Annotated in this window: 27 protein-coding genes; 10 read left to right on the top strand and 17 right to left on the bottom strand. The window is 74.8% G+C overall.

The annotated features are described in order from the left end of the window. Nucleotides 1-3 precede the first annotated feature (3 nt). The 11 genes from ACX9I7_RS15880 to hypA form a co-directional block, all read right to left on the bottom strand. On the bottom strand, nucleotides 4-609 hold the full coding sequence (locus tag ACX9I7_RS15880) for a DUF5947 family protein (protein ID WP_387573889.1): 606 nt from the start codon (nucleotides 607-609) through the stop codon (nucleotides 4-6). After that, the gene (locus tag ACX9I7_RS15875; RefSeq protein ID WP_387573887.1) at nucleotides 606-1133 is read right to left on the bottom strand and encodes a NifU family protein; all 528 of its coding nucleotides are present in this window, start codon (nucleotides 1131-1133) and stop codon (nucleotides 606-608) included. The genes ACX9I7_RS15880 and ACX9I7_RS15875 overlap by 4 nt, the downstream gene beginning before the upstream one ends. Then, nucleotides 1126-2922 (bottom strand): nickel-dependent hydrogenase large subunit, encoded by a 1797-nt coding sequence (locus ACX9I7_RS15870; RefSeq protein WP_459387707.1) that lies wholly within the window; start codon nucleotides 2920-2922, stop codon nucleotides 1126-1128. Before ACX9I7_RS15870 ends, ACX9I7_RS15875 begins: the two co-directional genes overlap by 8 nt. After that, nucleotides 2919-4049 (bottom strand): NADH-quinone oxidoreductase subunit B family protein, encoded by a 1131-nt coding sequence (locus tag ACX9I7_RS15865; protein ID WP_387573883.1) that lies wholly within the window; start codon nucleotides 4047-4049, stop codon nucleotides 2919-2921. The genes ACX9I7_RS15870 and ACX9I7_RS15865 overlap by 4 nt, the downstream gene beginning before the upstream one ends. Next, entirely contained in the window at nucleotides 4046-5512 is a 1467-nt protein-coding gene (locus ACX9I7_RS15860; RefSeq protein ID WP_387573881.1) for a hypothetical protein, read from the bottom strand. Before ACX9I7_RS15860 ends, ACX9I7_RS15865 begins: the two co-directional genes overlap by 4 nt. Nucleotides 5513-5616: 104 nt before the next feature. Beyond that, nucleotides 5617-6606: a hydrogenase expression/formation protein HypE gene (gene hypE / locus ACX9I7_RS15855; RefSeq protein ID WP_387574198.1), complete on the bottom strand. Its 990-nt coding sequence runs from the start codon at nucleotides 6604-6606 to the stop codon at nucleotides 5617-5619. Nucleotides 6607-6691: 85 nt separating this feature from the next. Next, on the bottom strand, nucleotides 6692-7825 hold the full coding sequence (hypD, locus tag ACX9I7_RS15850) for a hydrogenase formation protein HypD (protein WP_459387706.1): 1134 nt from the start codon (nucleotides 7823-7825) through the stop codon (nucleotides 6692-6694). Further along, the gene (locus ACX9I7_RS15845; protein WP_387573877.1) at nucleotides 7822-8115 is read right to left on the bottom strand and encodes a HypC/HybG/HupF family hydrogenase formation chaperone; all 294 of its coding nucleotides are present in this window, start codon (nucleotides 8113-8115) and stop codon (nucleotides 7822-7824) included. The genes hypD and ACX9I7_RS15845 overlap by 4 nt, the downstream gene beginning before the upstream one ends. Next, complete coding sequence (gene hypF, locus ACX9I7_RS15840) at nucleotides 8078-10465, bottom strand: carbamoyltransferase HypF (RefSeq protein ID WP_459387705.1); 2388 nt, start codon at nucleotides 10463-10465, stop codon at nucleotides 8078-8080. The genes ACX9I7_RS15845 and hypF overlap by 38 nt, the downstream gene beginning before the upstream one ends. Further along, nucleotides 10462-11235, bottom strand: a complete 774-nt coding sequence (hypB, locus tag ACX9I7_RS15835) for a hydrogenase nickel incorporation protein HypB (RefSeq protein ID WP_387573873.1) — start codon at nucleotides 11233-11235, stop codon at nucleotides 10462-10464. The genes hypF and hypB overlap by 4 nt, the downstream gene beginning before the upstream one ends. Continuing rightward, nucleotides 11235-11591 (bottom strand): hydrogenase maturation nickel metallochaperone HypA, encoded by a 357-nt coding sequence (hypA, locus tag ACX9I7_RS15830; RefSeq protein WP_459387704.1) that lies wholly within the window; start codon nucleotides 11589-11591, stop codon nucleotides 11235-11237. The genes hypB and hypA overlap by 1 nt, the downstream gene beginning before the upstream one ends. Nucleotides 11592-11865: 274 nt before the next feature. Between hypA and ACX9I7_RS15825 the strand changes: the two genes are divergently transcribed. Next, nucleotides 11866-13593, top strand: coding sequence for a hydrogenase maturation protein (locus ACX9I7_RS15825; RefSeq protein ID WP_459387703.1), 1728 nt, complete (start codon nucleotides 11866-11868; stop codon nucleotides 13591-13593). Next, nucleotides 13590-14129: a hydrogenase maturation protease gene (locus ACX9I7_RS15820; RefSeq protein WP_459387702.1), complete on the top strand. Its 540-nt coding sequence runs from the start codon at nucleotides 13590-13592 to the stop codon at nucleotides 14127-14129. The genes ACX9I7_RS15825 and ACX9I7_RS15820 overlap by 4 nt, the downstream gene beginning before the upstream one ends. Before the next feature lie 22 nt (nucleotides 14130-14151). On the opposite strand, the gene ACX9I7_RS15815 is transcribed toward ACX9I7_RS15820, so the two are convergent. Next, entirely contained in the window at nucleotides 14152-14481 is a 330-nt protein-coding gene (locus tag ACX9I7_RS15815) for a thioredoxin family protein (RefSeq protein ID WP_459387701.1), read from the bottom strand. A 190-nt stretch (nucleotides 14482-14671) separates the two neighbouring features. Between ACX9I7_RS15815 and ACX9I7_RS15810 the strand changes: the two genes are divergently transcribed. The 6 genes from ACX9I7_RS15810 to ACX9I7_RS15785 are packed head-to-tail and all read left to right on the top strand — an operon-like array spanning nucleotide 14672 to nucleotide 18419. Further along, nucleotides 14672-14842: a hypothetical protein gene (locus ACX9I7_RS15810; RefSeq protein WP_189447272.1), complete on the top strand. Its 171-nt coding sequence runs from the start codon at nucleotides 14672-14674 to the stop codon at nucleotides 14840-14842. Further along, on the top strand, nucleotides 14839-15276 hold the full coding sequence (locus ACX9I7_RS15805) for an MrpF/PhaF family protein (protein WP_459387700.1): 438 nt from the start codon (nucleotides 14839-14841) through the stop codon (nucleotides 15274-15276). The genes ACX9I7_RS15810 and ACX9I7_RS15805 overlap by 4 nt, the downstream gene beginning before the upstream one ends. Beyond that, nucleotides 15269-15565 (top strand): hydrogenase subunit MbhD domain-containing protein, encoded by a 297-nt coding sequence (locus tag ACX9I7_RS15800; protein ID WP_459387699.1) that lies wholly within the window; start codon nucleotides 15269-15271, stop codon nucleotides 15563-15565. Before ACX9I7_RS15805 ends, ACX9I7_RS15800 begins: the two co-directional genes overlap by 8 nt. Further along, the gene (locus tag ACX9I7_RS15795) at nucleotides 15562-16296 is read left to right on the top strand and encodes an MnhB domain-containing protein (RefSeq protein ID WP_459387698.1); all 735 of its coding nucleotides are present in this window, start codon (nucleotides 15562-15564) and stop codon (nucleotides 16294-16296) included. Before ACX9I7_RS15800 ends, ACX9I7_RS15795 begins: the two co-directional genes overlap by 4 nt. After that, nucleotides 16293-16637, top strand: coding sequence for a sodium:proton antiporter (locus ACX9I7_RS15790; protein ID WP_126917324.1), 345 nt, complete (start codon nucleotides 16293-16295; stop codon nucleotides 16635-16637). The genes ACX9I7_RS15795 and ACX9I7_RS15790 overlap by 4 nt, the downstream gene beginning before the upstream one ends. 6 nt (nucleotides 16638-16643) lie before the next feature. Then, on the top strand, nucleotides 16644-18419 hold the full coding sequence (locus ACX9I7_RS15785; protein WP_459387697.1) for a complex I subunit 5 family protein: 1776 nt from the start codon (nucleotides 16644-16646) through the stop codon (nucleotides 18417-18419). A 12-nt stretch (nucleotides 18420-18431) separates the two neighbouring features. On the opposite strand, the gene ACX9I7_RS15780 is transcribed toward ACX9I7_RS15785, so the two are convergent. Next, nucleotides 18432-18980 carry a hypothetical protein gene (locus ACX9I7_RS15780; protein ID WP_358620611.1) on the bottom strand — a complete coding sequence of 183 codons (549 nt, stop codon included), beginning with the start codon at nucleotides 18978-18980 and terminating at the stop codon, nucleotides 18432-18434. Between the two features lie 166 nt (nucleotides 18981-19146). Between ACX9I7_RS15780 and ACX9I7_RS15775 the strand changes: the two genes are divergently transcribed. After that, nucleotides 19147-20001: an aldo/keto reductase gene (locus ACX9I7_RS15775; protein ID WP_459387696.1), complete on the top strand. Its 855-nt coding sequence runs from the start codon at nucleotides 19147-19149 to the stop codon at nucleotides 19999-20001. Between the two features lie 10 nt (nucleotides 20002-20011). On the opposite strand, the gene ACX9I7_RS15770 is transcribed toward ACX9I7_RS15775, so the two are convergent. From ACX9I7_RS15770 to ACX9I7_RS15755, 4 genes are all read right to left on the bottom strand, one after another. Then, nucleotides 20012-20299 (bottom strand): DUF1876 domain-containing protein, encoded by a 288-nt coding sequence (locus ACX9I7_RS15770; RefSeq protein ID WP_126917327.1) that lies wholly within the window; start codon nucleotides 20297-20299, stop codon nucleotides 20012-20014. Nucleotides 20300-20314: 15 nt separating this feature from the next. Continuing rightward, nucleotides 20315-20584: a dsRBD fold-containing protein gene (locus ACX9I7_RS15765; protein ID WP_126917328.1), complete on the bottom strand. Its 270-nt coding sequence runs from the start codon at nucleotides 20582-20584 to the stop codon at nucleotides 20315-20317. Between the two features lie 27 nt (nucleotides 20585-20611). Continuing rightward, complete coding sequence (locus tag ACX9I7_RS15760; protein WP_387573853.1) at nucleotides 20612-21964, bottom strand: phosphoribosyltransferase; 1353 nt, start codon at nucleotides 21962-21964, stop codon at nucleotides 20612-20614. A 97-nt stretch (nucleotides 21965-22061) separates the two neighbouring features. Then, nucleotides 22062-22475, bottom strand: a complete 414-nt coding sequence (locus ACX9I7_RS15755; protein ID WP_459387695.1) for an HIT family protein — start codon at nucleotides 22473-22475, stop codon at nucleotides 22062-22064. Between the two features lie 45 nt (nucleotides 22476-22520). Here ACX9I7_RS15755 and ACX9I7_RS15750 point away from each other — a divergent pair, with 45 nt between their 5' ends. Next, on the top strand, nucleotides 22521-23294 hold the full coding sequence (locus ACX9I7_RS15750; protein WP_387573849.1) for a DUF72 domain-containing protein: 774 nt from the start codon (nucleotides 22521-22523) through the stop codon (nucleotides 23292-23294). Nucleotides 23295-23297 lie beyond the last annotated feature (3 nt).

Raw genomic sequence — 23297 nt, 5'->3', positions numbered from 1 at the left:
TCCTTACCTCCGGGCGTCCTCGCCGCGTTCGGCGAGGTCCGCGAAGAAGCGGTCGATCGCCGGCCGGATCCGGTCGCCGCCGGACAGGCCGCGCCACTCCCGCCGTACCAGGGCGACGAGCCGGTAGCAGTCGTCGACGGGGACGATCCAGTGGTCCTGCCGCCCCCGGGCGGTGTTGACGAGCAGGGCCTCCACCTCGGGCACGAGCGTGCGCAGCGGCGGGCACCGGCCGACGACCTCGCGCCAGCTCTCCGGGACGACCTCCCAGCGCGTCGCCCCGGCCGGGCTCGGATAGTGGGCCGTCACCTCGCCGCCGGCGCGCGGGACGAAGAAGGCGAGCCCCACCGGCACGCCGAGCCCCTCCGTGGGCACGGGCGGCAGGCGGACCCGGCGTGTGGGGATCAGCAGGTAGTGGTCCGCACCGGCCGCCTCGCGGGTGAAGAGCAGGGCGCACGCCCGGCAGGCGCACAGCACCTCGGCCCGTTCGGTGCCGTACAGATGCCGGTGGCCGTCCTCGGCGGGGGTGCCGCACAGGTCGCAGCGGTCCGTCTCGCCCGAGGGCCCGGCGGCCGGCCGGGCGATGACCCGGGCCAGGGCTCCGCCGGTCACGCGGGCCCCCCGGCGGTCACGGGGCGGGTGCGCACGGTGTCGAGGGGGACGAACGCGCCGGGACGTTCCTCGTCCTCCGGCGCCCGGCGGACGTCCGACAGCTCGGGGGCGAGCGCGAGCACGGCCTCCCGGACGGCGTCCGCCAGACCGGCGGCGGAGGAGGGACAACCGGACGTCCTGAGCCGGACGGTGGCGACACCGTCGGCGACCCCGGCCAGGCGCAGCTCGCCGCCCCGGTCCCGTACGGCGGGCCGGACGGCCTCGACGGCCCGGGCCACCCGCCGTTCGACCGGCTCGGGGTGGATGCCGTGGAGGGCCAGCAGATGGCCGACGAGCTCGTCGTCGGCCAGGCGCTCCGCGATCGCGGGACCGGCCGCCTCCAGCACCCGGGTCAGGGCCTCGCCGTAGAGCTCGGTGAGGACCCGGACGGCCTCCAGGGCGGTCCGCGCGGTGGGCCCGGGGGCGGCCTCCAACCGCCCCAGCAGGTCGTCGGCGCGGGTCAGCAGGGGCAGGGGGTCAGCCATGGCCGGCGCCGAAGGTCGGGGAGTGCACGGTCTTCCGCACCTGGCCGCGGCCGAGGTACATGTGCACGCCGCAGGGCAGGCAGGGGTCGAAGCTGCGGACGGTGCGCATGATGTCGACGCCCTTGAAGTCGTCCGGCCCGTTCTCCTCGAAGACGGGCTGCCCCTGCACGGCGTCCTCGTACGGGCCGGGGGTGCCGTAGCTGTCGCGCGGGCTGGCGTTCCAGGGGGTGGGCGGGTAGGGGTGGTAGTTGGCGATCTTCTTGTCCTTGATCACCAGGTGGTGGGAGAGGACGCCGCGCACCGCTTCGTGGAAGCCGCAGCCGATGGCCTCGTCCGGCACCTCGAAGTCGGTGAAGGTGCGGGTCTCGCCGGAGCGGACCATGTCCATGGCGCGCTCCAGGAAGGTGAAGGCCATGGCGGCGGCGTAGGCCACGAAGTAGGGGCGCGCCCGGTCGCGTTCGAGGGTGTTGCTCCACCGGGGGATCTTCCACTCCAGCGTGGTCTCGGGCAGCTTCTCGCTCTTGGGCAGGGTGATCCGCACGCTGTGGCCGGTGGCCTTGACGTAGGGGGTGTCGACGAGCCCGTTGAGGGCGGTGGACCACAGCCGGGCCAGGGGGCCGCCGCCGGTGTCGAGGGCCAGGTGGCTGCCGGTGCCCTGGTCGTACCAGCGGGGGCTCATCACCCAGCTGTAGTTGCCGTCGAAGTCGCGCTTCTGCGGCTCGGGCAGGGTGGTCTGGTTCCACGGGTGACGGATGTCCACGGGGTTGCCGAGCGGGTCGTGGGTGACGAACGGCTCCTCGGCCGTCCAGTCCCCGTAGAAGGAACTGCCCAGCAGGACGCGCAGGCCGAGGTTGATGTCGACGAGATTGTTGGTGACGAGCTTGCCGTCCACGATGACGCCGGGGGTGACGTACATGGCCTTGCCCCAGTCGTTCATCGTCTCGTAGCGGTAGTCGCAGACGTCGGGGTTCTGCCAGGCGCCCCAGCAGCCGAGGAGGATCCGGCGGCGCCCCACCTCCTCGTAGCCGGGGAGGGCGTCGTAGAAGAAGTCGAAGACGTCGTCGTTCATCGCGACCGACTGTTTGACGAAGTCGAGGACGCGCATCAGGCGGGAGAGGTACTCGGTGAAGGTGGTGGGGGTGGGCTGGGTGCCGACGCCGCCGGGGTAGAGGGTGGAGGGGTGGACGTGCCGGCCCTCCATCTGGCAGAACATCTCGCGGGTGATCCGGCTGATCTTGAGCGCCTGCTTGTACACCTCGCCCTCGAAGGGGTTGAAGGCGCGCATGATGTCCGCGACGGTGCGGTAGCCGTGGATCTCGCCGCGGGGCGCCTGGGTGCGTTCCGCGCGGGCCAGGACTCCGGGGTTGGTGCTCTTGACCATCGCCTCGCAGAAGTCCACGAACACCAGGTTGTCCTGGAAGATGGTGTGGTCGAACATGTACTCCGCCGCCTCGCCGAGGTTGACGATGCTCTCGGCGAGCGGCGGCGGCTTGACGCCGTAGGCCATCTGCTGGGCGTAGTCGGAGCACGTGGTGTGGTTGTCGCCGCAGATCCCGCAGATGCGCGAGGTGATGAAGCCGGCGTCCCGGGGGTCCTTGCCCTTGAGGAAGACGGAGTAGCCGCGGAACAGCGACGAGGTGCTGTGGCATTCGGTCACTTCGCGGTTGGCGAAGTCGATCTTCGTGTAGATGCCGAGGTTGCCGATGATCCGGGTGATCGGGTCCCAGGACATCTCCACGATCTTCGCGGGTTTGCGCTTCCCCGTCGACCGGTCGGCCGTTGCCGTCATGTGAGTTCTCGCCTCTTCGTTCGTGTCGTCGCCCGGGTCTTCCGCGGTGCGTGGGTGCCGCGCGAGCGCCAGGTGGGGTCGTAGCCGGTGGTCAGGTCGGGGCCGTTGTGGTGCCACTTGGGCTCGCGGTTGACGGCGATGTTGGTGATGCCGCGCAGCCGCCGGACGAGCGCGCCGTACGGTTTGATGAGCGTGGCGGAGAGGGCGCCGCCGGTGGGCTCGTCCATGAACGGCATGAAGGCGTCGGGGAAGCCGGGCATGGTGCAGCCGATGCAGATGCCGCCGACGTTCGGGCAGCCGCCGACGCCCGCCATCCAGCCGCGCTTGGGCACGTCGCAGTTGACCACCGGGCCCCAGCAGCCGATCTTCACCTGGCACTTGGGCGAGTTGTAGTCCATGGCGAAGTCGCCCTGCTCGTAGTAGGCCGCCCGGTCGCAGCCCTCGTGGACGGTCCGGCCGAACAGCCACTGCGGGCGCAGCATGTGGTCCAGCGGTGGCGCGGGGGCCGTGCCGGCGGCGTGCTGGAGCATCCAGCCGAGGGTCTCCATGAAGTTCTCGGGCTGGATCGGGCAGCCCGGTACGTTCACCACGGGCAGCCCGGCCCTGGACCGGAAGTCCCAGCCCAGGTAGTCGGCCAGGCCCATGCAGCCGGTGGGGTTGCCCGCCATGGCGTGGATGCCGCCGTAGGCGGCGCACGTCCCGGCGGTCATGACGGCCCATGCCTTCGGCGCCAGCCGGTCGATCCACCAGTTGAGGGTGAGCGGCTCGCCGGTCTCCGGGTCGTTGCCGAAGGACGTCCAGTAGCCGTCGCCCTCGATGATGTTCTGGTTGGGCACCGACCCCTCGATGACGAGGACGAAGGGCTCCAGTTCGCCCCGGACGGCGGCCCGGAAGGGGGCCAGGAACTCCTCGCCGCCCAGGGTGGGGGAGAGGACCTTGTTGTGGAGGTTCACCTTCGGCAGGCCGGGGACGAGCCCCAGCAGCACGTCCTCCAGGGCGGGCCGGTCGGCGGCGGTCAGGGAGACCGTGTCGCCGTCGCAGCTCATCCCCTCGGAGATCCACAGGATGTCGATCTCGTCGAAGCCCTTCGCCCCGCCGCTGCCGGCGGAACCGTTGTCGCCGCTCATGTCCTCGTCCTCCCTCGTTCCGGGTCGTGGACCTGGTCGTGGGTGCTCGCGGCCAGGGGCCGGACCTCGTCCGGCCGGAAGTAGTGGAACCGGCCGTACCAGTCGTGGAGTTCCGCCGCCGGGTCGTCCTCGATCGTCACCGCAAGCCGCACGCTCCCGTCCACGTCGTGGAAGACCCCCGCCACCCGGGCGGTACGGCCGACGAGGAACATGTCCTGCGCGTCGGCGCCCCGGCCGCGCGGTGCCAGCACCACCCGGCCGCCCGCAGCCACCACGACCCCGTCGACGAGCACGCTGTCCGTGGCCGGGCACACCCCGTCGTCCCCGCCCTCCCGCCACCACGGCACCGGCGCCCCGGTGGCGCGCGGGCCCATCGAACGGATCGCGCCGTGCAGCCGGCCGAACACCTCCGGCGGCATGGTGTCCACCCGGTCGAGGATCTCCGCGGCCCGCCGGTCGGTGGCCCGCGCCTCGCGCTTCTCCTCGTCGGTCAGGAGCAGCGTGCGCAGGGTGAGGATCTCGTCGATCTCGGCGGCGTCGTGGAGGTCGCCCGGGCTCTCCGGGGCCACCCGGGGACGGTCGGGCAGGATGATGGGCGAGGAGAGGACGAGGTCGCAACGGCCGGGCTCGCCCGCCAGCACCGGGAAGGTGTGGAGGTTCCGGCAGCCCGCGGCGTGCGCGCGCGCCCACGGCGGCGGGTCGAGCAGGGAGAGGAAGCACAGGCCGTCGCCGCCGATGACGGTGTGGGTGGCGATCAGCGCGTGGCGCAGCGCCTCCTCGCGCGTGCTCCGCGGCCCGGCCGCCCCGGTGTTCTCCGTGCGCACCCGCAGCCGGAACAGCCCCTTCCCGGCGTCGACGCGTTCGGCGCGCAGCAGCGTCCGGGCCCGCAGCGGCAGCCGCTGCCGCACCACCCGCCCGGCGCCCCCGTCCAGCTCCTCGGTCTCCGTCCCGCCGGGCGCCCCCACGGCGAACTCCCGCTCGTGCGCCACGAGGTCGGCGAGCGGGACGGCGATGTCGCACTCGTGCGGGACGGCCTCGTCGAAGGGGACGTGGAGGGTCCCGGCCGCCTCCAGGGTGTCGACCGGGGCGTGACCGCCGGTGGGCGTGCGCCGCTCCACCCGCTTCCGCCGTACCTGGAGGAACCGCACCCGTACCCGCACCACGGGGTCGGGGCCCGTCGCCCGGACGAGGCACTCGGTGCGCTGCCGCCACGAGTCGGCGGAACCGGCGACGCCGGGCGTCTCCGGCCCCTGGGCCTCGGCCCAGTCGCGCGGCGCGAGCACGCCGAACTGCCAGCGCACCCTGTTCTTGCCCGACGAACGGCGGTAGGGGTAGAGCAGATAGCCCTCGTAGAGGACGGCGTCCGCGACGGCGCGCACCCGGTCGAAGGCGGGCTCCGACGGGGGGACGGGCTCCGAGGGGGGAGCGGGACCGGCTGCGGTGCCCACCGGGTTCGGTGCCAATGCGGTCTCCCTTGTGCGCACGGAGTCACCCCACTTTCACATGATCTGTCCGGATGTGCGCGCTCCGGCGCGCAGTGGTGTGACAGGGAGCCGCCCGGTCGCCCTCAGCAGATCCGGGGCAGCTGCTCCCCGGTCGGCAGGTCCACCACGCGCGTGCCGCCCAGCCCGGTGCGGGCCACCACCATGCCCGGGTGCTCGGCCACGCACTCCCCGATGACGGCCGCCCCGGCCCCCTGCGGGTGGGCGCGCATCGCGGCGAGCACCGCGTCCGCGTGCTCCCGGGGGACGAAGGCCACCAGCCGCCCCTCGTTGGCCACGTAGAGGGGATCGAGGCCGAGGAACCCGCAGGCGTTCGCGACCGCCTCCGGCACCGGCACGGCCTCCTCGGTGAGCACGACGCCCGTCCCGGAGGCGGTGGCGATCTCGTTGAGGGCCGCCGCCACGCCGCCCCTCGTCGGGTCGCGCAGCACGTGCAGATCCCGGGTGACGGCGAGCATCGCGGCGACCAGGCCGCCCAGCGGCGCGGTGTCGCTGACGACGTCCACACCGAACTCCAGGCCCTCGCGGACGCTGAGCACGGCCACACCGTGCAGCCCGACGGGCCCGCTGACGAGGACCACGTCGCCCGGCCGGGCCCGTTGCGGGCGGATGTCCACCCCGTCCGGGACGAGCCCCACCCCCGAGGTGGTGACGTAGATCCCGTCGCCGTGCCCGGCGTCGACGACCTTGGTGTCCCCGGTGGCGACGACGGCCCCGGCCACCTCGGCGGCGGCGCCGATCGCCCGGGCGACCCGTTCGACGACCGCCAGCTCCGTGCCCTCCTCCAGGACGAGGGCGCAGGAGAGGTAGGCGGCCCGCGCCCCGCTCATGGCCAGGTCGTTGACGGTGCCGTTGACGGCCAGGTCGCCGACGCAGCCGCCGGGGAAGAACAGCGGCCGCACCACGTAGGAGTCGGTCGAGAAGGCCACCCGGGCCCCGCCCAGGGGCAGCACGGCCGAGTCGCCGAGGACGGCCAGGATGTCGTTGCCGTAGGCGGGGGCGAACACCTCGCTCATGAGCTCCGCCGACAGCGCCCCGCCACCGCCGTGGCCCATGACGACCACGGGCCGGTCCGGCAGCGGCGCGGGGCAGCTCCACTCCGCCGGGTCCGGCGGCGCGCCGGCCGTCTCCACGGTGCCCTCAGCCAACGGAGCTCGCCTCCTTGCCGGTCGTGGCCGCCGGGCCGTGGGCCAGACGGCGGTAGAGGTAATAGGCCGCGCACGCCCCCTCGCTGGAGACCATGGTCGCCCCCAGGGGCGTGCGCGGGGTGCAGGCCGTGCCGAAGGCCTCGCACTCGTAGGGCTTGAGCAGGCCCTGGAGCACCTCGCCGCTGCGGCACGCCGCCGGTTCGAGCGTCCTGACGTCCGTCACGGCGAAGCGGTGCTCGGCGTCGAACTCCCGGTACGCCTCCGCCAGGCGCCAGCCGCTGGCCGGAATGGTGCCGATGCCGCGCCAGGCGCGGTCGGTCACCTCGAAGACCTCGGCGAGTATGCGCAGCGCGGCGGCGTTGCCCTCGTCGCGGACGGCGCGCGGATAGGCGTTCTCCACCCGGTGCTCGCCGCGCTCCAGCTGGCGGACCGTGCGGCGGACGCCTTCGAGGATGTCCAGCGGTTCGAAGCCGGTCACGACGATCGGCACCCCGAACCGCTCGGCCAGCTCCGGGTACTCGCCCACGCCCATCACGCTGCACACGTGCCCGGCGGCCAGGAAGCCCTGGACCCGGCAGCGGGGCGAGCTCATGACGGCCTCGATCGCCGGCGGCACGCGGACGTGGGAGACGAGCAGGCTGAAGTTGCGGACGCCCAGCCGGCGCGCCTGGTGCACGGCCATGGCGTTGGCGGGGGCGGTCGTCTCGAAGCCGATGCCGAAGAACACCACCTGCTTCCCCGGGGCGCGGCGCGCGATCTCCAGCGCGTCCAGCGGCGAGTACACCACCCGTACGTCGCCCCCGGCGCTCTTGACCCGGAACAGGTCCCGGCCGGTGCCGGGCACGCGCAGCATGTCCCCGAACGAGCAGAAGACGACGTCCGGGCGGGAGGCGATGGCCAGCGCCTTGTCGATCACCTCCAGCGGGGTGACGCACACCGGGCAGCCGGGGCCGTGGATCAGCTCCACCTCGGCGGGGAGCAACTGGTCGATGCCGTGCCGGATGATCGAGTGGGTCTGGCCCCCGCACACCTCCATCAGCGCCCAGGGCCGGGTGACGGTCGCGTGGATCTCGTCCAGCAGCCGCCGGGCCAGCGCGGGGTCGCGGAACTCCTCCAGATACCTCACCTCGGCACCTCCGGCTCTCCGGCTTCGGCGGCCGCCAGCCCCCACGCGTCGCCGAACTCCTCCTCCAGCGCGCCCATCCGGGCGAACAGCTCCAGCGTCGCCAACGCCGCCTTCTCGTCCAGCCGTTGCAGGGCGAAGCCGACGTGCACGATGGCGTAGTCGCCGACCTCGATCTCCGGCAGATAGGCCAGGCACACGTCCTTCACGACGCCGCCGAAATCCACCTTGGCCATGCGGGTGCCGTCCCGCTCCTCAACCCCGACGACTCTGCCGGGCACCGCAAGACACACGGTCCTCTCCCTTCCGCTCGCCCGCCCGCGCGGCCACGAGCAGCTGGCCCAGGGCCAGCCCTCCGTCGCCGCAGGGCACCCGCCGGTGGCGCACCACCGTGAAACCGGCGCCGGCCAGCCGCCGGGCGCACTCCTCCTCCAGCACCGCGTTGGCGAACACCCCGCCGGTCAGCGCCACCGTGCCCACGCCGGACCGGCGGCGGACGACCGCGCACACGGCCGCCACCGCGTCGGCGACGGCCAGGTGGAAGCGGGCGGCGACCACCTCCGCCGGCGTCCCGGCGCGGACGTCCGCCACCACCGCGCGCAGCACCGGCGCCGGGTCGAGCAGCAACGGCCCGTCCTCCGCCGCCCGGCCGCCGCGCGGCGCGAACGCGTACGGGCGGCCGTGGTCGGCCAGGCCCCGGGCCGCGTACGCCTCCAGCTCCACCGCCGCCTGCGCCTCGTACCCGGCCCGGTGGCGGACGCCGGCGAGCGAGGAGACGGCGTCGAAGAGCCGCCCCATGCTGGACGTCGGCACGCACGCCACCCGCCGCTCCAGCTGCCGGGCCAGCAGCCGCAGTTCGTCCTCCGCGCAGGCGGCCACCGCCGGCAGGGCCGGGTCCCAGGGGAGCCGGGCGCTCCGCAGGTGGGCCAGGGCCATGCGGCAGGGGTTGCGGACGGCCGCGTCGCCGCCCGGCAGCGGCACATAGGCGAGGTGGGCCGCGCGCCGGTGGCCGGTGTAGTCGGCGAGCATGACCTCGCCGCCCCACACCGCGCCGTCGTCCCCGTAGCCGGTGCCGTCGAAGGCGACGCCGATGACGGGCGAGGTGCCGTCCAGGCCCGCCTCCGCCATGGCGGAGGCGATGTGGGCGTGGTGGTGCTGCACCAGCCGCAGCGGGCGGCCCCGGGCGCGTTGCCGGGCCCAGGCGGCCGACCGGTAGCGGGGGTGGCGGTCGGCCGCCAGCGCCTCGGGCCGCACCCCGGTGAGGCCGGTGAGGTGCTCGACGGCCCGGTCCAGGGCCGCGACCGCGGACAGTTCGCCGAGGTCGCCGAGGTGCTGGGACATCCAGGCCGAACGGCCGTGCCCCAGGCAGAAGGCGTTCTTCACATCGCCGCCCACGGCCAGGACGGGCGGGACGTCGAAGGGCAGGGCGAGCGGTTCGGGGACGTAGCCGCGCGAGCGGCGCAGCGGCAGGACGCTGCCGTCGGCGCGCACGCGGACCACCGAGTCGTCGCACGGCGCGTGGATCGGCCGGTCGTGGGCCAGGCGCGCGTCGGCCAGGCCCGACAGCCGTTCGGCGGCCTCCGCGTCGTCGGTCACGATCGGCTCGCCGGACCGGTTGCCGCTGGTCATCACCAGCACCCTCGGGCCGGGCGGGTCGCCGGGCAGCCCGAACAGCAGCCGGTGCACGGGGCTGTAGGGCAGCATCACCCCGATGTCGGGGCCGCCGGGGCAGACGGAGGGGGCGAGCGGCACGGCGGGCGGGCCGGCCCGGCGCAGCAGGACGACGGGGGCCCGGGGCCCGGTCAGCAGCCGCTCCTCGGCCCCGCCCACCGGGGCGAGAGCCCGGGCGGTGGGCAGGTCGGCGGCCATGACGGCGAAGGGCTTGCCGTCGCGCTCCTTGGCCGCCCGCAGCCGGGTGACGGCCTCCTCGTCGCCTGCGTCGCAGGCCAGGTGGTAGCCGCCCACTCCTTTTACGGCCAGCACCGCGCCGCGCGCCAGCAGCGCCCGGGCCGCCGCCATGGCCTCGGCGCCGTACCGCGCGCCGGAGTCGTCCTCCAGCCGCAGCCGGGGTCCGCACCCGGGGCAGCACACCGGCTGTGCGTGGAAGCGCCGGTCGGCGGGGTCGGCGTACTCGCCCGCGCACCGCTCGCACAGGGGGAAGGCGGCCATGGTGGTGCGCGGGCGGTCGTAGGGCAGGCCGGTGACGAGGGTGAACCGCGGCCCGCAGTGGGTGCAGGTGATGAAGGGGTGCCGGTGGCGGCGGTCGGCCGGATCGGTGAGCTCCGCCAGGCAGTCGGCGCACAGGGCCGCGTCGGGTGGTACACGAGTGCGTCCGGGGCCGGTTCCGGAAGGGAGGATCGCGAACCCCGCCCCGCCGCCCCGGGCGGGCAGGGCCCGCCGGGAGACGGAGACGACCACGGCCAGCGGAGGGGGCGCGGCGGTGAGCCGTTCGCAGAACGCCCGCACCGGCTCCGGCGCTCCCTCCACCTCGGTGACGACGCCCTCCGGGTCGTTGACGACATAGCCGGAGAGGCCGAGTTCACGGGCCAGACCGTGCACGAACGGACGGAAGCCGACGCCCTGCACCGTGCCGCGCACGACCAGACGGCACCGGACGGGGGACGCCCCCGCGGCCGTCGTCACGGCAGGCGGCCCGCCGGGTCCCCGAGAGGGAGGGCGTGGTCACCGTCCGGGCCGTAGGTGTTCGCGTGGGCGACGGCGAGGGCGGCCGCCGCCATCGCCGGCCGGTGGACGGCCGCTCCCCGCACCACCGCCAGCACTCGGTCCACCAGCGACTCCACGCCCTCCCCGGACCGCGCCGACGTCTCCGCGATCTCCACCCCGGGGTTGACGCCGGTGACGTTCCGGACGAACGCCGCCCGGTCGAAGCCCACGGCCCGCTCGAGATCGGTCTTGGTGAGCACGACCAGATGCGCGAGACCGAAGGCCGTCGGGTACTTCAGCGGCTTGTCCTCGCCCTCCGTCACCGACATCAGCGTGATCCGCAGCGTCTCGCCCAGGTCGTAGGAAGCCGGGCAGACGAGATTGCCGACGTTCTCCACGTACAGCACCCGGGTGCCGGCCGGCAGCCAGCCCTCCAGGTGGGCACGGAGCTGCGCGGCCTCCAGATGGCAGAGCCCGCCGGTCAGCACCTGCCGGACGGGCACGCCGGAGCGGGCCAGGCGGCGCGCGTCGTGCTCCGTGGCCAGGTCCGCCGTCAGGGCCGCCGTGGGCACGCCCCGCGCGCTCGTGTGCGCCAGGACCCGCTCCAGCAGGGCGGTCTTGCCGCTGCCCGGACTGGACAGCAGGTTCACCACGATCGTGCCCCGGCCGGCGAGTTCCTCGCGCAGCGCACCGGCCAGGGTGTCGTTCTTCGCCAGGACGGCCCGTCGCACATCCACCACGCGGCACATCACCCGCTCGCCTCCTCGAGTTCGATGGCGGTGACCTCCAGTTCCCGGCCCCCCAGCAGTTCCCGCGACAGCTCGTCGCAGCGCGGACACCACATCGACGGGGGCGAGCCGACGGCGAACTCGCCGCCGCACGGCGCGCAGCGGGCCCGGGCCGGGACGTCCCGCACCACCAGCCGCGCCGTTTCCAGCGCGGTGCCCGCCCGGGCCATCTCGAAGGAGAAGCGCAGCGCGTCGGGAACGACGCCCGCCAGTTCGCCCACCGTCACCCGTACCGCCGTGACGCGTCCGCCGCCGTGGAGCCGGGCGGTCTCCGCCGCCCGTTCGACGATCGCCTCGGCGATGGACAGCTCGTGCATCCGCCTCGCCGCTCCCGTCGCCCGTGGCCGCCAAGTGCCCCACGGGAGCACGTACGCCCCCACAGTGACCGGCTTACGGCGCCCCCGGCCGTGCGGCGGGGCCGGAGCGGTCCATGCGGCCGCACGTATTCGCCCGCGCGGCGCAATCCCGCACACCCGCACGGCCGCGCGCCGCCGCGCCCCGCCGCCGCTCGGTGACGATCGCCTCGGGAACGGCGGGCCACGCCCGTCCCCCAGCCCCATCCGACGCATCCCACGCGGGAGGACGGTCGCCGTGCGCATCCTGCTCGTCGCCAGCGCGTTCAACAGCCTCACCCAGCGGGTCTTCGCCGAACTCGGCGACCGCGGCCACAGCCCGGCCGTCGCCGTGGTGGACGACGAGGACGCCGTGCGCGCGGCGGTCGCCCGCCACCCGGCCGACCTGGTCGTCGCGCCGATGCTGCGCACGGCGATCCCCCGGGACGTCTGGTCCCGGCACACCTGCCTGGTGGTCCACCCGGGCCCGCCGGGGGACCGGGGCCCGTCCTCCCTCGACCACGCCCTGCGCGACGGCGCCCGCCACTGGGGGGTGACGGTGCTCCAGGCCGAGGAGGAGATGGACGCCGGGGCCGTCTGGGCGGCCGAAGGCTTCGCCGTGCCCGACGGGGTGGCCAAGAGCGACCTGTACCGGGGGGAGGTCGCGGACGCCGCCGTCCGGGCCGTCCTCCTCGCGGTCGAGCGCCACGCGTCGGGCCGCTGGACACCCCGCCCCCAGGACGGCCCGCCCGCGCGGGCCCGCCCGTACCTGCGGCAGGAGGAGCGCCGGATCGACTGGCGGGAGCAGCCGACCGAATCCGTGCTGCGCGCCCTGCGGGCCGCCGACTCGCAGCCGGGGGTACGGGACGAACTCCTGGGCGCCGAATGGTTCCTGCACGGCGGCCACGCCGAGGACCGGCTGCGCGGCCGGCCCGGGCGGGTGCTGGCCACCCGGGCGGGCGCCGTCTGCCGCGCGACCGCCGACGGAGCGGTGTGGATCCCCGAACTGCGGCGCTGCCGCACGGACACCGACCCGCCCGGCCTCAAGCTGCCCGCCGCCCTCGCCCTCGGCGACCGCCTGCCGCCCGTCCCCGAGATCCCGGCCCCCCTCCAGCCGCCGCCCGGCCGGGACACCTGGAGCGACATCCGCTACACGGAGACCGGGCCGGTGGGCTTCCTGCGCTTCCGCTTCCCCGGCGGCGCGATGAGCACGTCCCACTGCCGGCGGCTGCTCAACGCCTACCGCCAGGCGTGCCGGCGCCCCACCGCGCTGCTGGTGCTCGGCGGCGAACGCGACATCTTCTCCCACGGCATCCACCTCAACGTCATCGAGGCCGCGGCCGACCCCGCCGCCGAGTCGTGGGCGAACATCAACGCCATGGACGACCTGGTCGAGGCCGTGCTGACCACCACCGACCGGCTCGTCGTCGCGGCCGTCGGCGGCGGCGCCGGCGCGGGCGGGGCCATGCTGGCGCTCGCCGCCGACGAGGTGTGGTGCCGGGACGGCGCCGTCCTCAACCCCCACTACCGGCTGATGGGCCTGTACGGCTCCGAGTACTGGACCTACACCCTGCCCCGGCGCGTCGGCGCCGAGCAGGCGGCGGCGCTGACGGAACAGGCCGCGCCGGTCAGCGCCGCCCGCGCCCTCGTCCTCGGGCTCGTCGACCGCGTGCTGCCCGCCTCCCCCGGGGAGTTCGCGGCCGCCGTCGCCCGCACGGCCGACGCCCTCACCCGCCACACCGACACGGCGGCCCGGATCGCCGCGAAGAAGGCGGCCCGCGAGAAGGACGAGCGGATCCGGCCGCTCGCCGCCTACCGCGCCGACGAACTGCGCCGCATGCGCGCGGCCTTCTTCACCCCCGACGCCCCCTATCACGCCCTGCGCTCGGCGTTCGTCCGCAAACGGCCGGCGCCGGGCGCCGGGGAACACCTGGACCGGCTCTCCCGGCCGCGCCCCGTCCGCCGTTCCCCGGAGCGGCGGCGGTGACCGCCCCGGCCCGCCCGCGCGTCCTCGTCGCGGGCATCGGCAACATCTTCCTCGCCGACGACGCCTTCGGCCCCGAGGTGATCGCCGCCCTGCGCGAGGCCCCCCTGCCGGACGGCGTGGACGCCGCCGACTTCGGCATCCGGGGCATGGACCTCGTCTACCGGCTGCTGGACGGCTACGACGCCGCGGTCCTCGTCGACGCCGCCCCGCGCGGCGGCCCCCCGGGCACCCTGTACGTCCTGGACGTCGACGACCCCGACGCGGACCTCGCCCCGGGCGCCCCCGAGGCACACGGCATGGACCCGGTGAAGGTCCTGGCCACCGCGCGCGAACTGGCCGGATGGGAGGGCCTGGCCTTCCCCCGCGTGGTGCTCGTGGGCTGCGAGCCGCTCACGCGCATGCGCGGCGACGAGCCCGACGTCGTCCACGGGCTCAGCGACCCCGTCCGCGCGTCGGTCGGCGAGGCGGTACGGCTCCTGGAGACCGTGGTGGCGGAGCTGCTGCTCGGGCACCCGGCCGAGCGGCTGCCGGGCTGACGCCCGAGGTGCCGCGCGTCGCTCAGGAATCCGCGGCGGCGGCGATGAACTCCCGCAGCGCCTCCGGGGCCGGTGCCACCACCTCCGCGAGCCTGCTGCCGCCCCGGAAGGCGATGAAGGCGGGCACGGGACCGACGCCCGCCTTCTGGACGACCTCGTACGCCTCGTCCACGTCGACGCTGTAGAAGCCCACCGTGCGAGCGAACTCGGGCAGCTCCGAGAGCTTCTCGAACACCGGGACGATCGTCCGGCAGAGATTGGCCCAGGTGGCGCAGAAGCACACGACCACGGGCCGCTCCAGGGCGACGGCCCTCTCGAACTCGTCCAGGCTCGTCAACGACGTGACCGACATGCTCCCGCATCCCCTCGCGACGGATCGGCTCTCCGCGGCGGCCCGCGGCACCTCGCCACACCGTTCCACGACTCCGGCCGCCCCGCACGTCGGCGGCGAAACCGCGACACACCATCACCATTCCCCCTGTCCCCACCGCCCGGCGGCCGATACTGGGGCGCGTTCTCGCCGGGCACGGAGGTGAAACCGGGTGCGGATCAGAAGCGGCCCGCTGGAGGCCGCCGGCTGGTGGGCCGGGCTCACCGCGCTGTGGATCGTGTTCATCGGCACGGTCGACGTCCTGGAGCTGGCCGTCGGGGCGGCGGCGGCACTGGCCGGGGCCTGGGCGGCCCGCGCTGCCCGGCGCGCGGCACGCGAATGAACGGGTGGCTGGCCGCCGCCGCGCTGCTCCTGATCGCCGGTGTGGGCCCGAGCCTGTGGAACGCCGCGCGGGGCGCCCCCGGGCGGCGCGTCGTGGCCCAGAACTACGCGACGCTGCTGCTGTGCCTGGTGTTCCTGCTGCTGGCGCAGGGCTACGGACGACCGGCCTACGTCGACCTCGCGCTCGTCATCTCGGTGCTCGGTCCCGCCGGGACGCTGGTCTTCGCCCGGCTCCTCCTCGCCGGGGAGGAAGAGGCAGGGGAGCCGCCCGGGACGCGCCGGCTCACCCCCGTCGTCGCCGTCGGCACGGCCGTGACGGTCCTTCCGCTGTGCGTGGTCACCGGACCGAGCCGCGCGACCGTCAAACTGCTGGTCATCGGCGCGCTGCTGCTGGCCGGGGGAGTGGCCACGACCAGGGCGGTGCGCCATGGCTGACCCGGCCGTCGACGACGTCCTCGTCGTCGCCTCGCTGCTGTTCGTCGCGGCGGCGGCCACCGCCGCCGTCCTCAACCGGGACCCGGCCCGCCAGGCCGTGGTCCTCTCCCTGCTCGGCCTGGGGCTCGCCGTGCTCTTCACGGTCCTCCAGGCGCCCGACGTCGGCCTCTCCCAGCTCGGCGTCGGATCCGCCCTCACCCCGCTGATGATCCTGCTGACGGTGCGCAAGGTCCGGCGGCAGCGGGAGCGGCGGGACGGAGAGCGGCACGCCGGAAAGCGACGCGGATGAGCCGGCGCGCGCGACTGTGCGTCCTCGCCGCCGGCCTCCTGGCGACGGCGGCACTGCTGGTGGCCGCCATCCTGCGGATGCCGTCCTTCGGCGGCCCCTGGCACCCCTACGGCGACCGCGCGGTCGAGGCCGCCCTGCGCCGGAACACCGCGAACACCGTCTCCGCCGTCAACTTCGACCAGCGCGCCTTCGACACCCTCGGCGAGGAGAGCATCCTCTTCGCGTCCGTGCTCGGCACCGTCGTCCTGCTCCGCCGCACCGAGGACGAGCGGACCTCGGAACCACGCCCCGTGCCCGTGCCCGCCACGATGCGCCGCTACGGGATCGCCGCCCTGCCGGTCACCCTCCTCGTCGGGCTGTACGTCATCGCGCACGGCCAGCTCAGCCCCGGCGGCGGCTTCCAGGGCGGCGTCGTCGTCGCCACCGCCTTCCACCTGCTGTACGTCGCCGTCGACTACCCGGCGCTCCAACGCGTCCGGGCCGTCGGCCTGTACGAGATCGGCGACGCCCTGGGCGAGGCGGCCTACGTCCTGACCGGCGTGGGCGGGCTGCTGGCCGGCGCGGCGTACCTCGCCAACGTCCTGCCCTACGGCACCTTCAACACGCTCGCCTCCGGCGGCACCGTCCCGCTGCTCAACGCGGCCGTGGGCGTCGAAGTGGCCTCGGCCGTCGTCGTCCTGCTCGCCCGCTTCCTGAGCCAGGCCCTGGAGATCGAAGGAGACCGGGCATGACGGTGCTGCCCTACCTCGTCGCGGGATGGATCTTCCTGGTCGGCGTGTACGGCCTGGCCACCAGCCGCGACCTGGTGCACGCCGTGGGCTGTCTGGCCGTCGCCCAGTCCTCCACCTATGTGCTGCTGCTGTCCGTCGGCTACCGCCACGGCGGCACCGCGCCGGTCTTCTCCGACGTCAAGCCCGGCGTCACCGTGGTCGACCCGGTCGTCCAGGCCCTGGCCCTGACCGATGTCGTCGTGGGGGCGACGGTGACCGCGCTGCTGCTCGCCCTGGTCGTCCAGACCGCCAAACGCTTCGGCACCACCGACCCCGACGAACTCTTCGCACTGAGGGGCTGAGCCGCCATGGACCGGTTCCTGCCGCTGATCGTGGCGGTACCCCTGCTCGGCGCCGCCCTCCTGGTGGGCGCGGGCCGGCGGATGGCACGCCCGGTGGCGGAGTCCGTGGGCCTCGCCTGCGCCGCCGGCTGCGCCGGGTTCTCGGCGGTGCTCCTCACCCGGGGCACCGCCGTGACCTGGGTCGGGGACTGGACGCCGGTCCACGGGCACAGCGCGGGCATCGTGCTCGTCGGCGACCGGGTGGGCCTGGGCCTGGCCGGGCTGACGTCCCTGCTGGTGACCGCCGTGCTCGTCTACTCCTGGCGCTACTTCGACGAACCGTCGCACGGCCACCCGGGCGCCTACCCCGCGCTCGTCCTGCTCTTCCAGGCGGGCATGTGCGGCTTCGCGCTCACCGGCGACCTCTTCGACGCGTTCGTCTTCTTCGAACTGATGGGCGTCGTCGGATACGCGCTGACCGGCTACCACGTCGAGGAGAAGCGCCCGGTCCAGGGCGCCCTGGCCTTCGGATTCGTCAACTCCCTCGGCGGCTACGCCTCGCTGCTCGGCATCGCCCTGCTCTACGCCCGCACCGGCGAGCTCGGCATGGCCCAGGCGGGCCGGCAGCTGGACAGCCGGCCGCACGCCGACGTCCTCGTCGTCACCGCGTTCGTCCTGATCCTGACGGGACTGCTGGTGAAGGCGGCCGCCGTGCCCTTCCACTTCTGGCTGCCGGACGCCCACGCCGTCGCCCCCACCCCGGTGTGCATGCTGCTGTCCGGGGTGATGGTGGAGATGGGCGTCTACGGCGCCGCGCGCGTCCGCACCACGGTGTTCGCCGGTCCCGGCGGCGTCCCGGCGGGCGACGCCCACCGGGTCCTCCTCGTCCTGGGGGTGACGACCGCGCTGGTGGGCGCGGTGATGTGCTGGCAGCAACGGCACGTGAAGCGGCTGCTCGCCTACTCCACCGTCGGCCACACCGGACTGTTCCTCGCCGCGCTGGCCGCCGCCGAGCCGGAGGGCACGACGGGCGCGTGTCTGTACGTCCTGGGCCACGCCGGGGCCAAGGCCGCGCTGTTCGCCTGCTCCGGCCTGCTCCTCGACCGGTACGGCAGCGTCGACGAGTGCGAACTCCACGGGCGCGGACGGGACATGACGGGCATCGGCCTGCTCTTCGCCGCCGGGGGCCTCGCGCTCGCCGGGCTGCCACCCTTCGGCACGGGCCTGGGCAAGGCCCTGGCCGAGGAGGAATCCCCCTGGTTCGCCGCGCTGTTCGTCCTCGTCTCCGCGATCACGGGCGGCGCGGTGCTGCGCGTGGCCGCGCACGTCTTCCTGGGCGCCGGGCGACAGACCGGCACCGAGGAACCCGAGACCGGCGGCGACGAGGAACCCGAGACCGGACGCCCGGTGCGCAGACCGCCCCCGCCGATGGCGACGGTCGCGGCCCTGCTCCTCGTGGGCGCCCTCGCCGTGGGCACGGTCCCCGCACTCGCCCGGGGCGTCGCCGGCGCGGCGCACGCGTTCACCGACCACGCGGGCTACGCCGCCGCCGTCCTCGACGGCCGGGCGACGGCCTACCCCGGCGCCACCACGTGGTGGACCTGGCCCGGCGCGGGCCTCGGCCTGCTGTCCGCCGCGCTGGCCACCGGCATCGCCGCGGCGGCCGTACGCACCGGCCGGCCCGGCGGGCGCTGGAGCGCCCCGCTGCGCCGGCTCCACTCGGGGCACGTCGGCGACTACGTGGCGTGGGCGGCGGCCGGCATCGGGCTGCTGGCGGCGCTCGCCCTGTGGCCCGCCGGCTGAGGGGCCACCGGCTCAGGAAGGGCCCCTGCGCGCGGTCACATAGCTGAACGGCGCGGACACCCCGGCGCTGTGGTGACCGGCGGCCGTGAGGGCCAGCGACAGCCGGGCGCGCGGCTTGAGGCCGAAGCCCGCGGTGGCGTGCAGCGCGCCGAGCGCGAGCTCGCTGCCGCAGCCCACGGCCGCGTAGCCGTCGGCCGGCTCGGCTATCTGGTAGTCGTCGTAGACCGTGAACAGGCGGCCGTGCACGCCGACGAGGAACGTCCCGGCCTGCTCCTGCTCGGAGTCCTTGCGCGCCCACCCGCCGTCCTTGAGGCAGGCGCGCAGCTTGTCGACGAAGACGGTGGTCATGAACCGGTCCAGATCCCCCTTGGGCCGGGGCGCCTTGAACGCGTGGTGCAGCAGCTGACCCATGCGGAAGCTGGTGGTGAACCCCATGGCGTAGGGGCCGTTGCGGAAGACCTTCGGGTCCCGGCGGACGGTGATCCTCAGCCCGGCGACGCCCGCCGAGTCCCCGCCCAGATGCACCCGCCCGTTGTACGCGAGCCCGACGATCACCGTCATGTCCGCCCCCTCCTCAGTGGCCCCCTTTCGATACTTCGCCGCCGGAAACAGGCGGAAACCGGGCAACGGCACCGGCCCCCTGTTCGGTTCCGGCCTGTACCCTCCTGGACCGGCCCCGTCGAATCCGGACGGACCGAGCACCCTTCTTCACCGAGAGGGAACACCGATGACCTTGGCAGTGCCCCGGCGTAAGGCCCGCAAGGCGGGAATCGACCTCCCCACGATCGGACTCGGCACCTGGCGCACCTTCAACCTCCCCGACCCCGCCCCGCTCGCCGGGCTGCTGCGCGCCTCCCACGAGGCCGGCGTCGACCTCGTCGACACCGCGCCGGTCTACTCCCGCGCCGAACCCAACCTCGCGGCGCTGCTCCGCGCCGACCGGGACCTCCGGGAGTTCTTCGTCGCGACCAAGATCTGGCACAGCGACCCCGAGAAGGTCGAGGCCGTCTTCGGCAAACAGCTCCGCGCCTACGGGCGTTCCTCGATCGACCTGCTGCAGATGCACAACCTCAACGGCTGGCGTGCCAACCTTGAGTGGCTCGACCGGCAGAAGGAGGCGGGGCGCGTCCGCTTCACCGGAGCCACCTACCAGTTCGACGGCGCCTTCGGCGTCGGCGGCACCCGCGCCGACCTCGCCCGGATAATCGCCGAAGGGCTGGTCGACTTCGTTCAGGTCAACCTGAACGCGGCGGAGCCCGCGCTGGCCGAGGACATTCTGCCGGCGGCCGCCGAGGCCGGCATCGGCGTGCTCGTCATGCGCCCGTTCGGCGAGGGCGGGCTGCTCGCCGCGCCGCCGCCCGCCGACCGGCTGCGCGAGCTCGGCTGCGCCACGTGGAGCGAGGCCCTGCTGCGCTGGGTGCTCAGCCGGCCGCAGGTCACCTCGGTACTCACGGCGACCTCCCGGCCGGAGCACCTGCTCGCCAACGCGGCCGCGGCGCGGTCGGGCCCCCTCGGCCCTGAGGAGGCGGCCGAAGTCGCCGCGTACGCCCGGTCTCTGGCGGGGGCCCCGCCGCGGCGCTGACCGCACCCCCTCACATGTCCCAGCCGTACGGCGTCGACTCCCTGGGGGAGGGAGCGGCGCCCCTGGCCTCCACGTCGTGCTCCGCCGTCCGCAGGAGCTTGCCGCCCAGGTCGCGCAGGGCGCGGGCCGCGGCGAACTCGTCGCCGATGTCCGGCACGTCCTCGTCGCCGGCCGCGCGCCGGGCGGTGCCCGTGCCGGTCAGGGAGGACGTGCCCGTCTCCAGGACCGCTCGCGCCGTCGTCTTTCCTTCGTCCTCGAAGAGGTGGAGGCGGACCTCCCAGTCGGCTGTGTGCGGCATGGTCGCTCCTCGCTCTCAGTGCGACAGTTGCGCGTCCTCGTGCATGACCTCCCTGATGTCGTCACTGGCCTTGGCCAGCAACTGTTCGGCGAGGTTGTTGAGGGCCCGGGCGGCCGCGACCTCCTCGCCGACGCGCTGCTGGCGGCGGTCGTCCGGATTGCGGTTGGCGATGCCCTGGGCGCTCATGCCGGAGCCGTCGTGCATCCGGAGCCGGACATCCGCCTGGGTGGTGGCGTCGATCTCCCGGAACTGCATGTCGATGGCGCAGTCGACGATCTTCTCCATGGTGCTCACCTGCCGTATGACGATGGTTCAGCCCGCCGGGGCGGGCGGTGCCGCCAGGTGCCCGGTGAACCACTCGCGGGCGAGGTCCGCCACGGCGTCCAGGGTCCCGGGCTCCTCGAAGAGATGGGTGGCGCCCGGCACGACGGCCAGGCGGTGCTCGCAGCGGAGCGCGGCCGCCGCCTGCCGGTTGAGGTCGAGGACCGTCTCGTCCCGGCCGCCGACGACGAGCAGGGTCGGCGCGGTGACCTCGGCCAGCCGGTCGGCCCCGGCCAGGTCGGGGCGGCCGCCCCGGGACACCACGGCGGTGATGTCCTCGCCCTCCCCCCGCGCGTGCTCCTCGGCCGCGTCGGCGGCGGCCAGCAGGGCGGCCGCCGCGCCCGTGCTCGCGCCGAAGTAGCAGACGGGCAGGGCCGTGTGGCGCCGCAGCCAGCGGGTCACCTCGGTCAGCCGGCGGGCCAGCGGCCCGACGGCGAAGACGTTCGCCCGGTCGGCCTCCTCCTCCGGGGTGAGGAGGTCGAACAGGAGCGTGCCCAGTCCCGCCCCGGCCAGTGCCTCGGCCACCGCGCGGTTGCGCGGGCTGAAGCGGCTGCTGCCGCTGCCGTGGGCGAAGACGACGATGCCGGCGGCCCCGGCGGGCACGCTCAGATCACCGGGCAGGCGGACGCGCCCGTCCTCCACCGGCAGCTCGACCGGGCCGGTACGGGCCCGGCAGCCCCCGCCGCCTCCGTCGTCCCCGCCGCCGGTCTCCTCGGCGTTCCTGTGCAGCAGGGCGACGACCTCCTCGTCGGTGGTCTGGGAGAAGTCCCGGTACCACTCGCCCACGGCGGAGAAGAGAGGGGGTGTGCTCAGGCAGATCAGTTCGTCCACCTCCGGGCCGATCCGCTCGGCCGCGTCCGGGGGCGCGACGGGCACGGCGAGCACGACCCTGGCCGCCCCCTCGGCCCTGGCCACCCGGCAGGCCGCCGACGCGGAGGCGCCGGTGGCGATGCCGTCGTCGACCACGATCACGGTCCGGCCCGTCAGCGGGATCCGCGGCCGTCCGCCCCGGAAGCGCTCCGCCTGCCGGGCCAGCTCCGCCTCCTCGGCGCGCTGGACCTCGGCCAGGTCGTCCTCGTCGACCCGGCTCATCCGCATGATGTCCTCGGAGATGACGCGTATCCCGCCCTCGCCGATCGCCCCGAACCCCAGCTCCCGGTGGTACGGGACGCCCAGCTTCCGGACCAGGATGACGTCCAGTGGGGCGCCGAGCGCGTGCGCCACCTCGAAGGCGACCGGGACCCCGCCGCGCGGCAGGCCCAGCACGAGCGGATCGGCGTCACGGAGGTCTTCCAGCCGGCCGGCGAGGCGCCGGCCCGCGTCCACTCGGTCGTCGAATCGCATGCGCACACCTCCGGCCCCCGGCGTCCGGTTCCTGGGGGATCCGTAATCCCAATATGACCGGATCGGGGGTGATAGTCCACGCGGGACCTTCCGTGGTCTAGTCCTCCAGCGCCGCCCGGATCCGGGCCGCCACCTCCGCCGCCTCCTTCCGTGACGCGTAGCGCCCGCGCGGCCAGAAGAAGCCGCGCAGACCGTCCTTGCGGTTGCGCGGCACCACATGCACGTGGAAGTGCGGCACGGACTGGCTGACCCGGTTGTTGGCGGCCACGAACGACCCCGCGGCGCCCGTGCCGCGCTCCACCGCGCCCGCGACCCGCCGCACCCGGGTGAAGAACGGACCGATCTCCTCCGGCAGCAGGTCGGTGAGCGTCTCGGCGTGCCGCCGGGGCACGACGAGCACATGGCCGGGGAACAGCGGACGGGCGTCGAGGAACGCCACCGCCGTCCCGTCGTCGAGGACCCGGTGTCCGCCGGCCTCGCCGGCCGCGATCGCGCAAAAGAGGCACTCCACGCAGACCAGTGAACTACGCGCGCCGCCTGCGGGCAGGGATCACCCATGCCCCTCCTCGTCGGCACCTCGGGATGGCAGTACAAGGACTGGCGCGGCGGCCTCTACCCCGCCGACGTTCCGCAACGGCTGTGGCTGGAGGAGTACGCGGGGCACTTCGCCACCGTCGAGAACAACAACGCCTTCTACCGGCTCCCCACGCCCGAGACCTTCGCGGACTGGCGCGCCCGCGTACCCGGGGATTTCGTCATGGCCGTCAAGGCCAGCCGCTACCTCACCCACATCAAGCGGCTGCGCGACCCGGAGGAGCCCGTCGACCGGCTGATGCGGCACGCCGCCGGGCTGGGCGACCGGCTGGGGCCCGTGCTGCTCCAGCTCCCGCCCACGCTCCGGTGCGACGCCGCCGCCCTGGACGCCGCGCTCGGCTGCTTCCCGCCGGGCGTCCGCGTGGCCGTCGAGCCCCGGCACGACAGCTGGTGGACCGACGACATCCGCGCCGTCCTCACGGACCGCGGCGCGGCGCTGTGCTGGGCGGACCACGGCTCCCGGCCGGTGACCCCGCTGTGGCGCACGGCGGACTGGGGCTACGTCCGCTTCCACTGCGGCGCGGCCGAGCCGTGGCCCCGCTACGGCCGACAGGCGCTGGCGAGCTGGGCCGGGCGGATCGCCGACACCTGGCCCGACCGGGCCGACGTCTACTCGTACTTCAACAACGACCCCGGCGGCGCCGCCGTCCACGACGCGGCCGCCTTCGCCCGGGCCGCCACCCGGCTGGGCCGCACGGTCAGCCGCACCCCGGCCCATGGCTCCCCAGCTTTGTAGGAA

Source organism: Streptomyces sp. L500 (genome assembly GCF_054551825.1).
This window is presented reverse-complemented; position numbering and strand designations above follow the sequence as displayed.

Bases quoted from the DNA above. Each gene is read 5' to 3' on its own strand.
- ACX9I7_RS15875 (WP_387573887.1), bottom strand. From the start codon at position 1,133: ATGGCTGACCCCCTGCCCCTGCTGACCCGCGCCGACGACCTGCTGGGG.
- ACX9I7_RS15870 (WP_459387707.1), bottom strand. From the start codon at position 2,922: ATGACGGCAACGGCCGACCGGTCGACGGGGAAGCGCAAACCCGCGAAG.
- ACX9I7_RS15865 (WP_387573883.1), bottom strand. From the start codon at position 4,049: ATGAGCGGCGACAACGGTTCCGCCGGCAGCGGCGGGGCGAAGGGCTTC.
- hypE (WP_387574198.1), bottom strand. From the start codon at position 6,606: ATGGGCCACGGCGGTGGCGGGGCGCTGTCGGCGGAGCTCATGAGCGAG.
- hypB (WP_387573873.1), bottom strand. From the start codon at position 11,235: ATGTGCCGCGTGGTGGATGTGCGACGGGCCGTCCTGGCGAAGAACGAC.
- hypA (WP_459387704.1), bottom strand. From the start codon at position 11,591: ATGCACGAGCTGTCCATCGCCGAGGCGATCGTCGAACGGGCGGCGGAG.
- ACX9I7_RS15815 (WP_459387701.1), bottom strand. From the start codon at position 14,481: ATGTCGGTCACGTCGTTGACGAGCCTGGACGAGTTCGAGAGGGCCGTC.
- ACX9I7_RS15805 (WP_459387700.1), top strand. From the start codon at position 14,839: ATGAACGGGTGGCTGGCCGCCGCCGCGCTGCTCCTGATCGCCGGTGTG.
- ACX9I7_RS15800 (WP_459387699.1), top strand. From the start codon at position 15,269: ATGGCTGACCCGGCCGTCGACGACGTCCTCGTCGTCGCCTCGCTGCTG.
- ACX9I7_RS15795 (WP_459387698.1), top strand. From the start codon at position 15,562: ATGAGCCGGCGCGCGCGACTGTGCGTCCTCGCCGCCGGCCTCCTGGCG.
- ACX9I7_RS15790 (WP_126917324.1), top strand. From the start codon at position 16,293: ATGACGGTGCTGCCCTACCTCGTCGCGGGATGGATCTTCCTGGTCGGC.
- ACX9I7_RS15785 (WP_459387697.1), top strand. From the start codon at position 16,644: ATGGACCGGTTCCTGCCGCTGATCGTGGCGGTACCCCTGCTCGGCGCC.
- ACX9I7_RS15780 (WP_358620611.1), bottom strand. From the start codon at position 18,980: ATGACGGTGATCGTCGGGCTCGCGTACAACGGGCGGGTGCATCTGGGC.
- ACX9I7_RS15775 (WP_459387696.1), top strand. From the start codon at position 19,147: ATGACCTTGGCAGTGCCCCGGCGTAAGGCCCGCAAGGCGGGAATCGAC.
- ACX9I7_RS15770 (WP_126917327.1), bottom strand. From the start codon at position 20,299: ATGCCGCACACAGCCGACTGGGAGGTCCGCCTCCACCTCTTCGAGGAC.
- ACX9I7_RS15765 (WP_126917328.1), bottom strand. From the start codon at position 20,584: ATGGAGAAGATCGTCGACTGCGCCATCGACATGCAGTTCCGGGAGATC.
- ACX9I7_RS15760 (WP_387573853.1), bottom strand. From the start codon at position 21,964: ATGCGATTCGACGACCGAGTGGACGCGGGCCGGCGCCTCGCCGGCCGG.
- ACX9I7_RS15750 (WP_387573849.1), top strand. From the start codon at position 22,521: ATGCCCCTCCTCGTCGGCACCTCGGGATGGCAGTACAAGGACTGGCGC.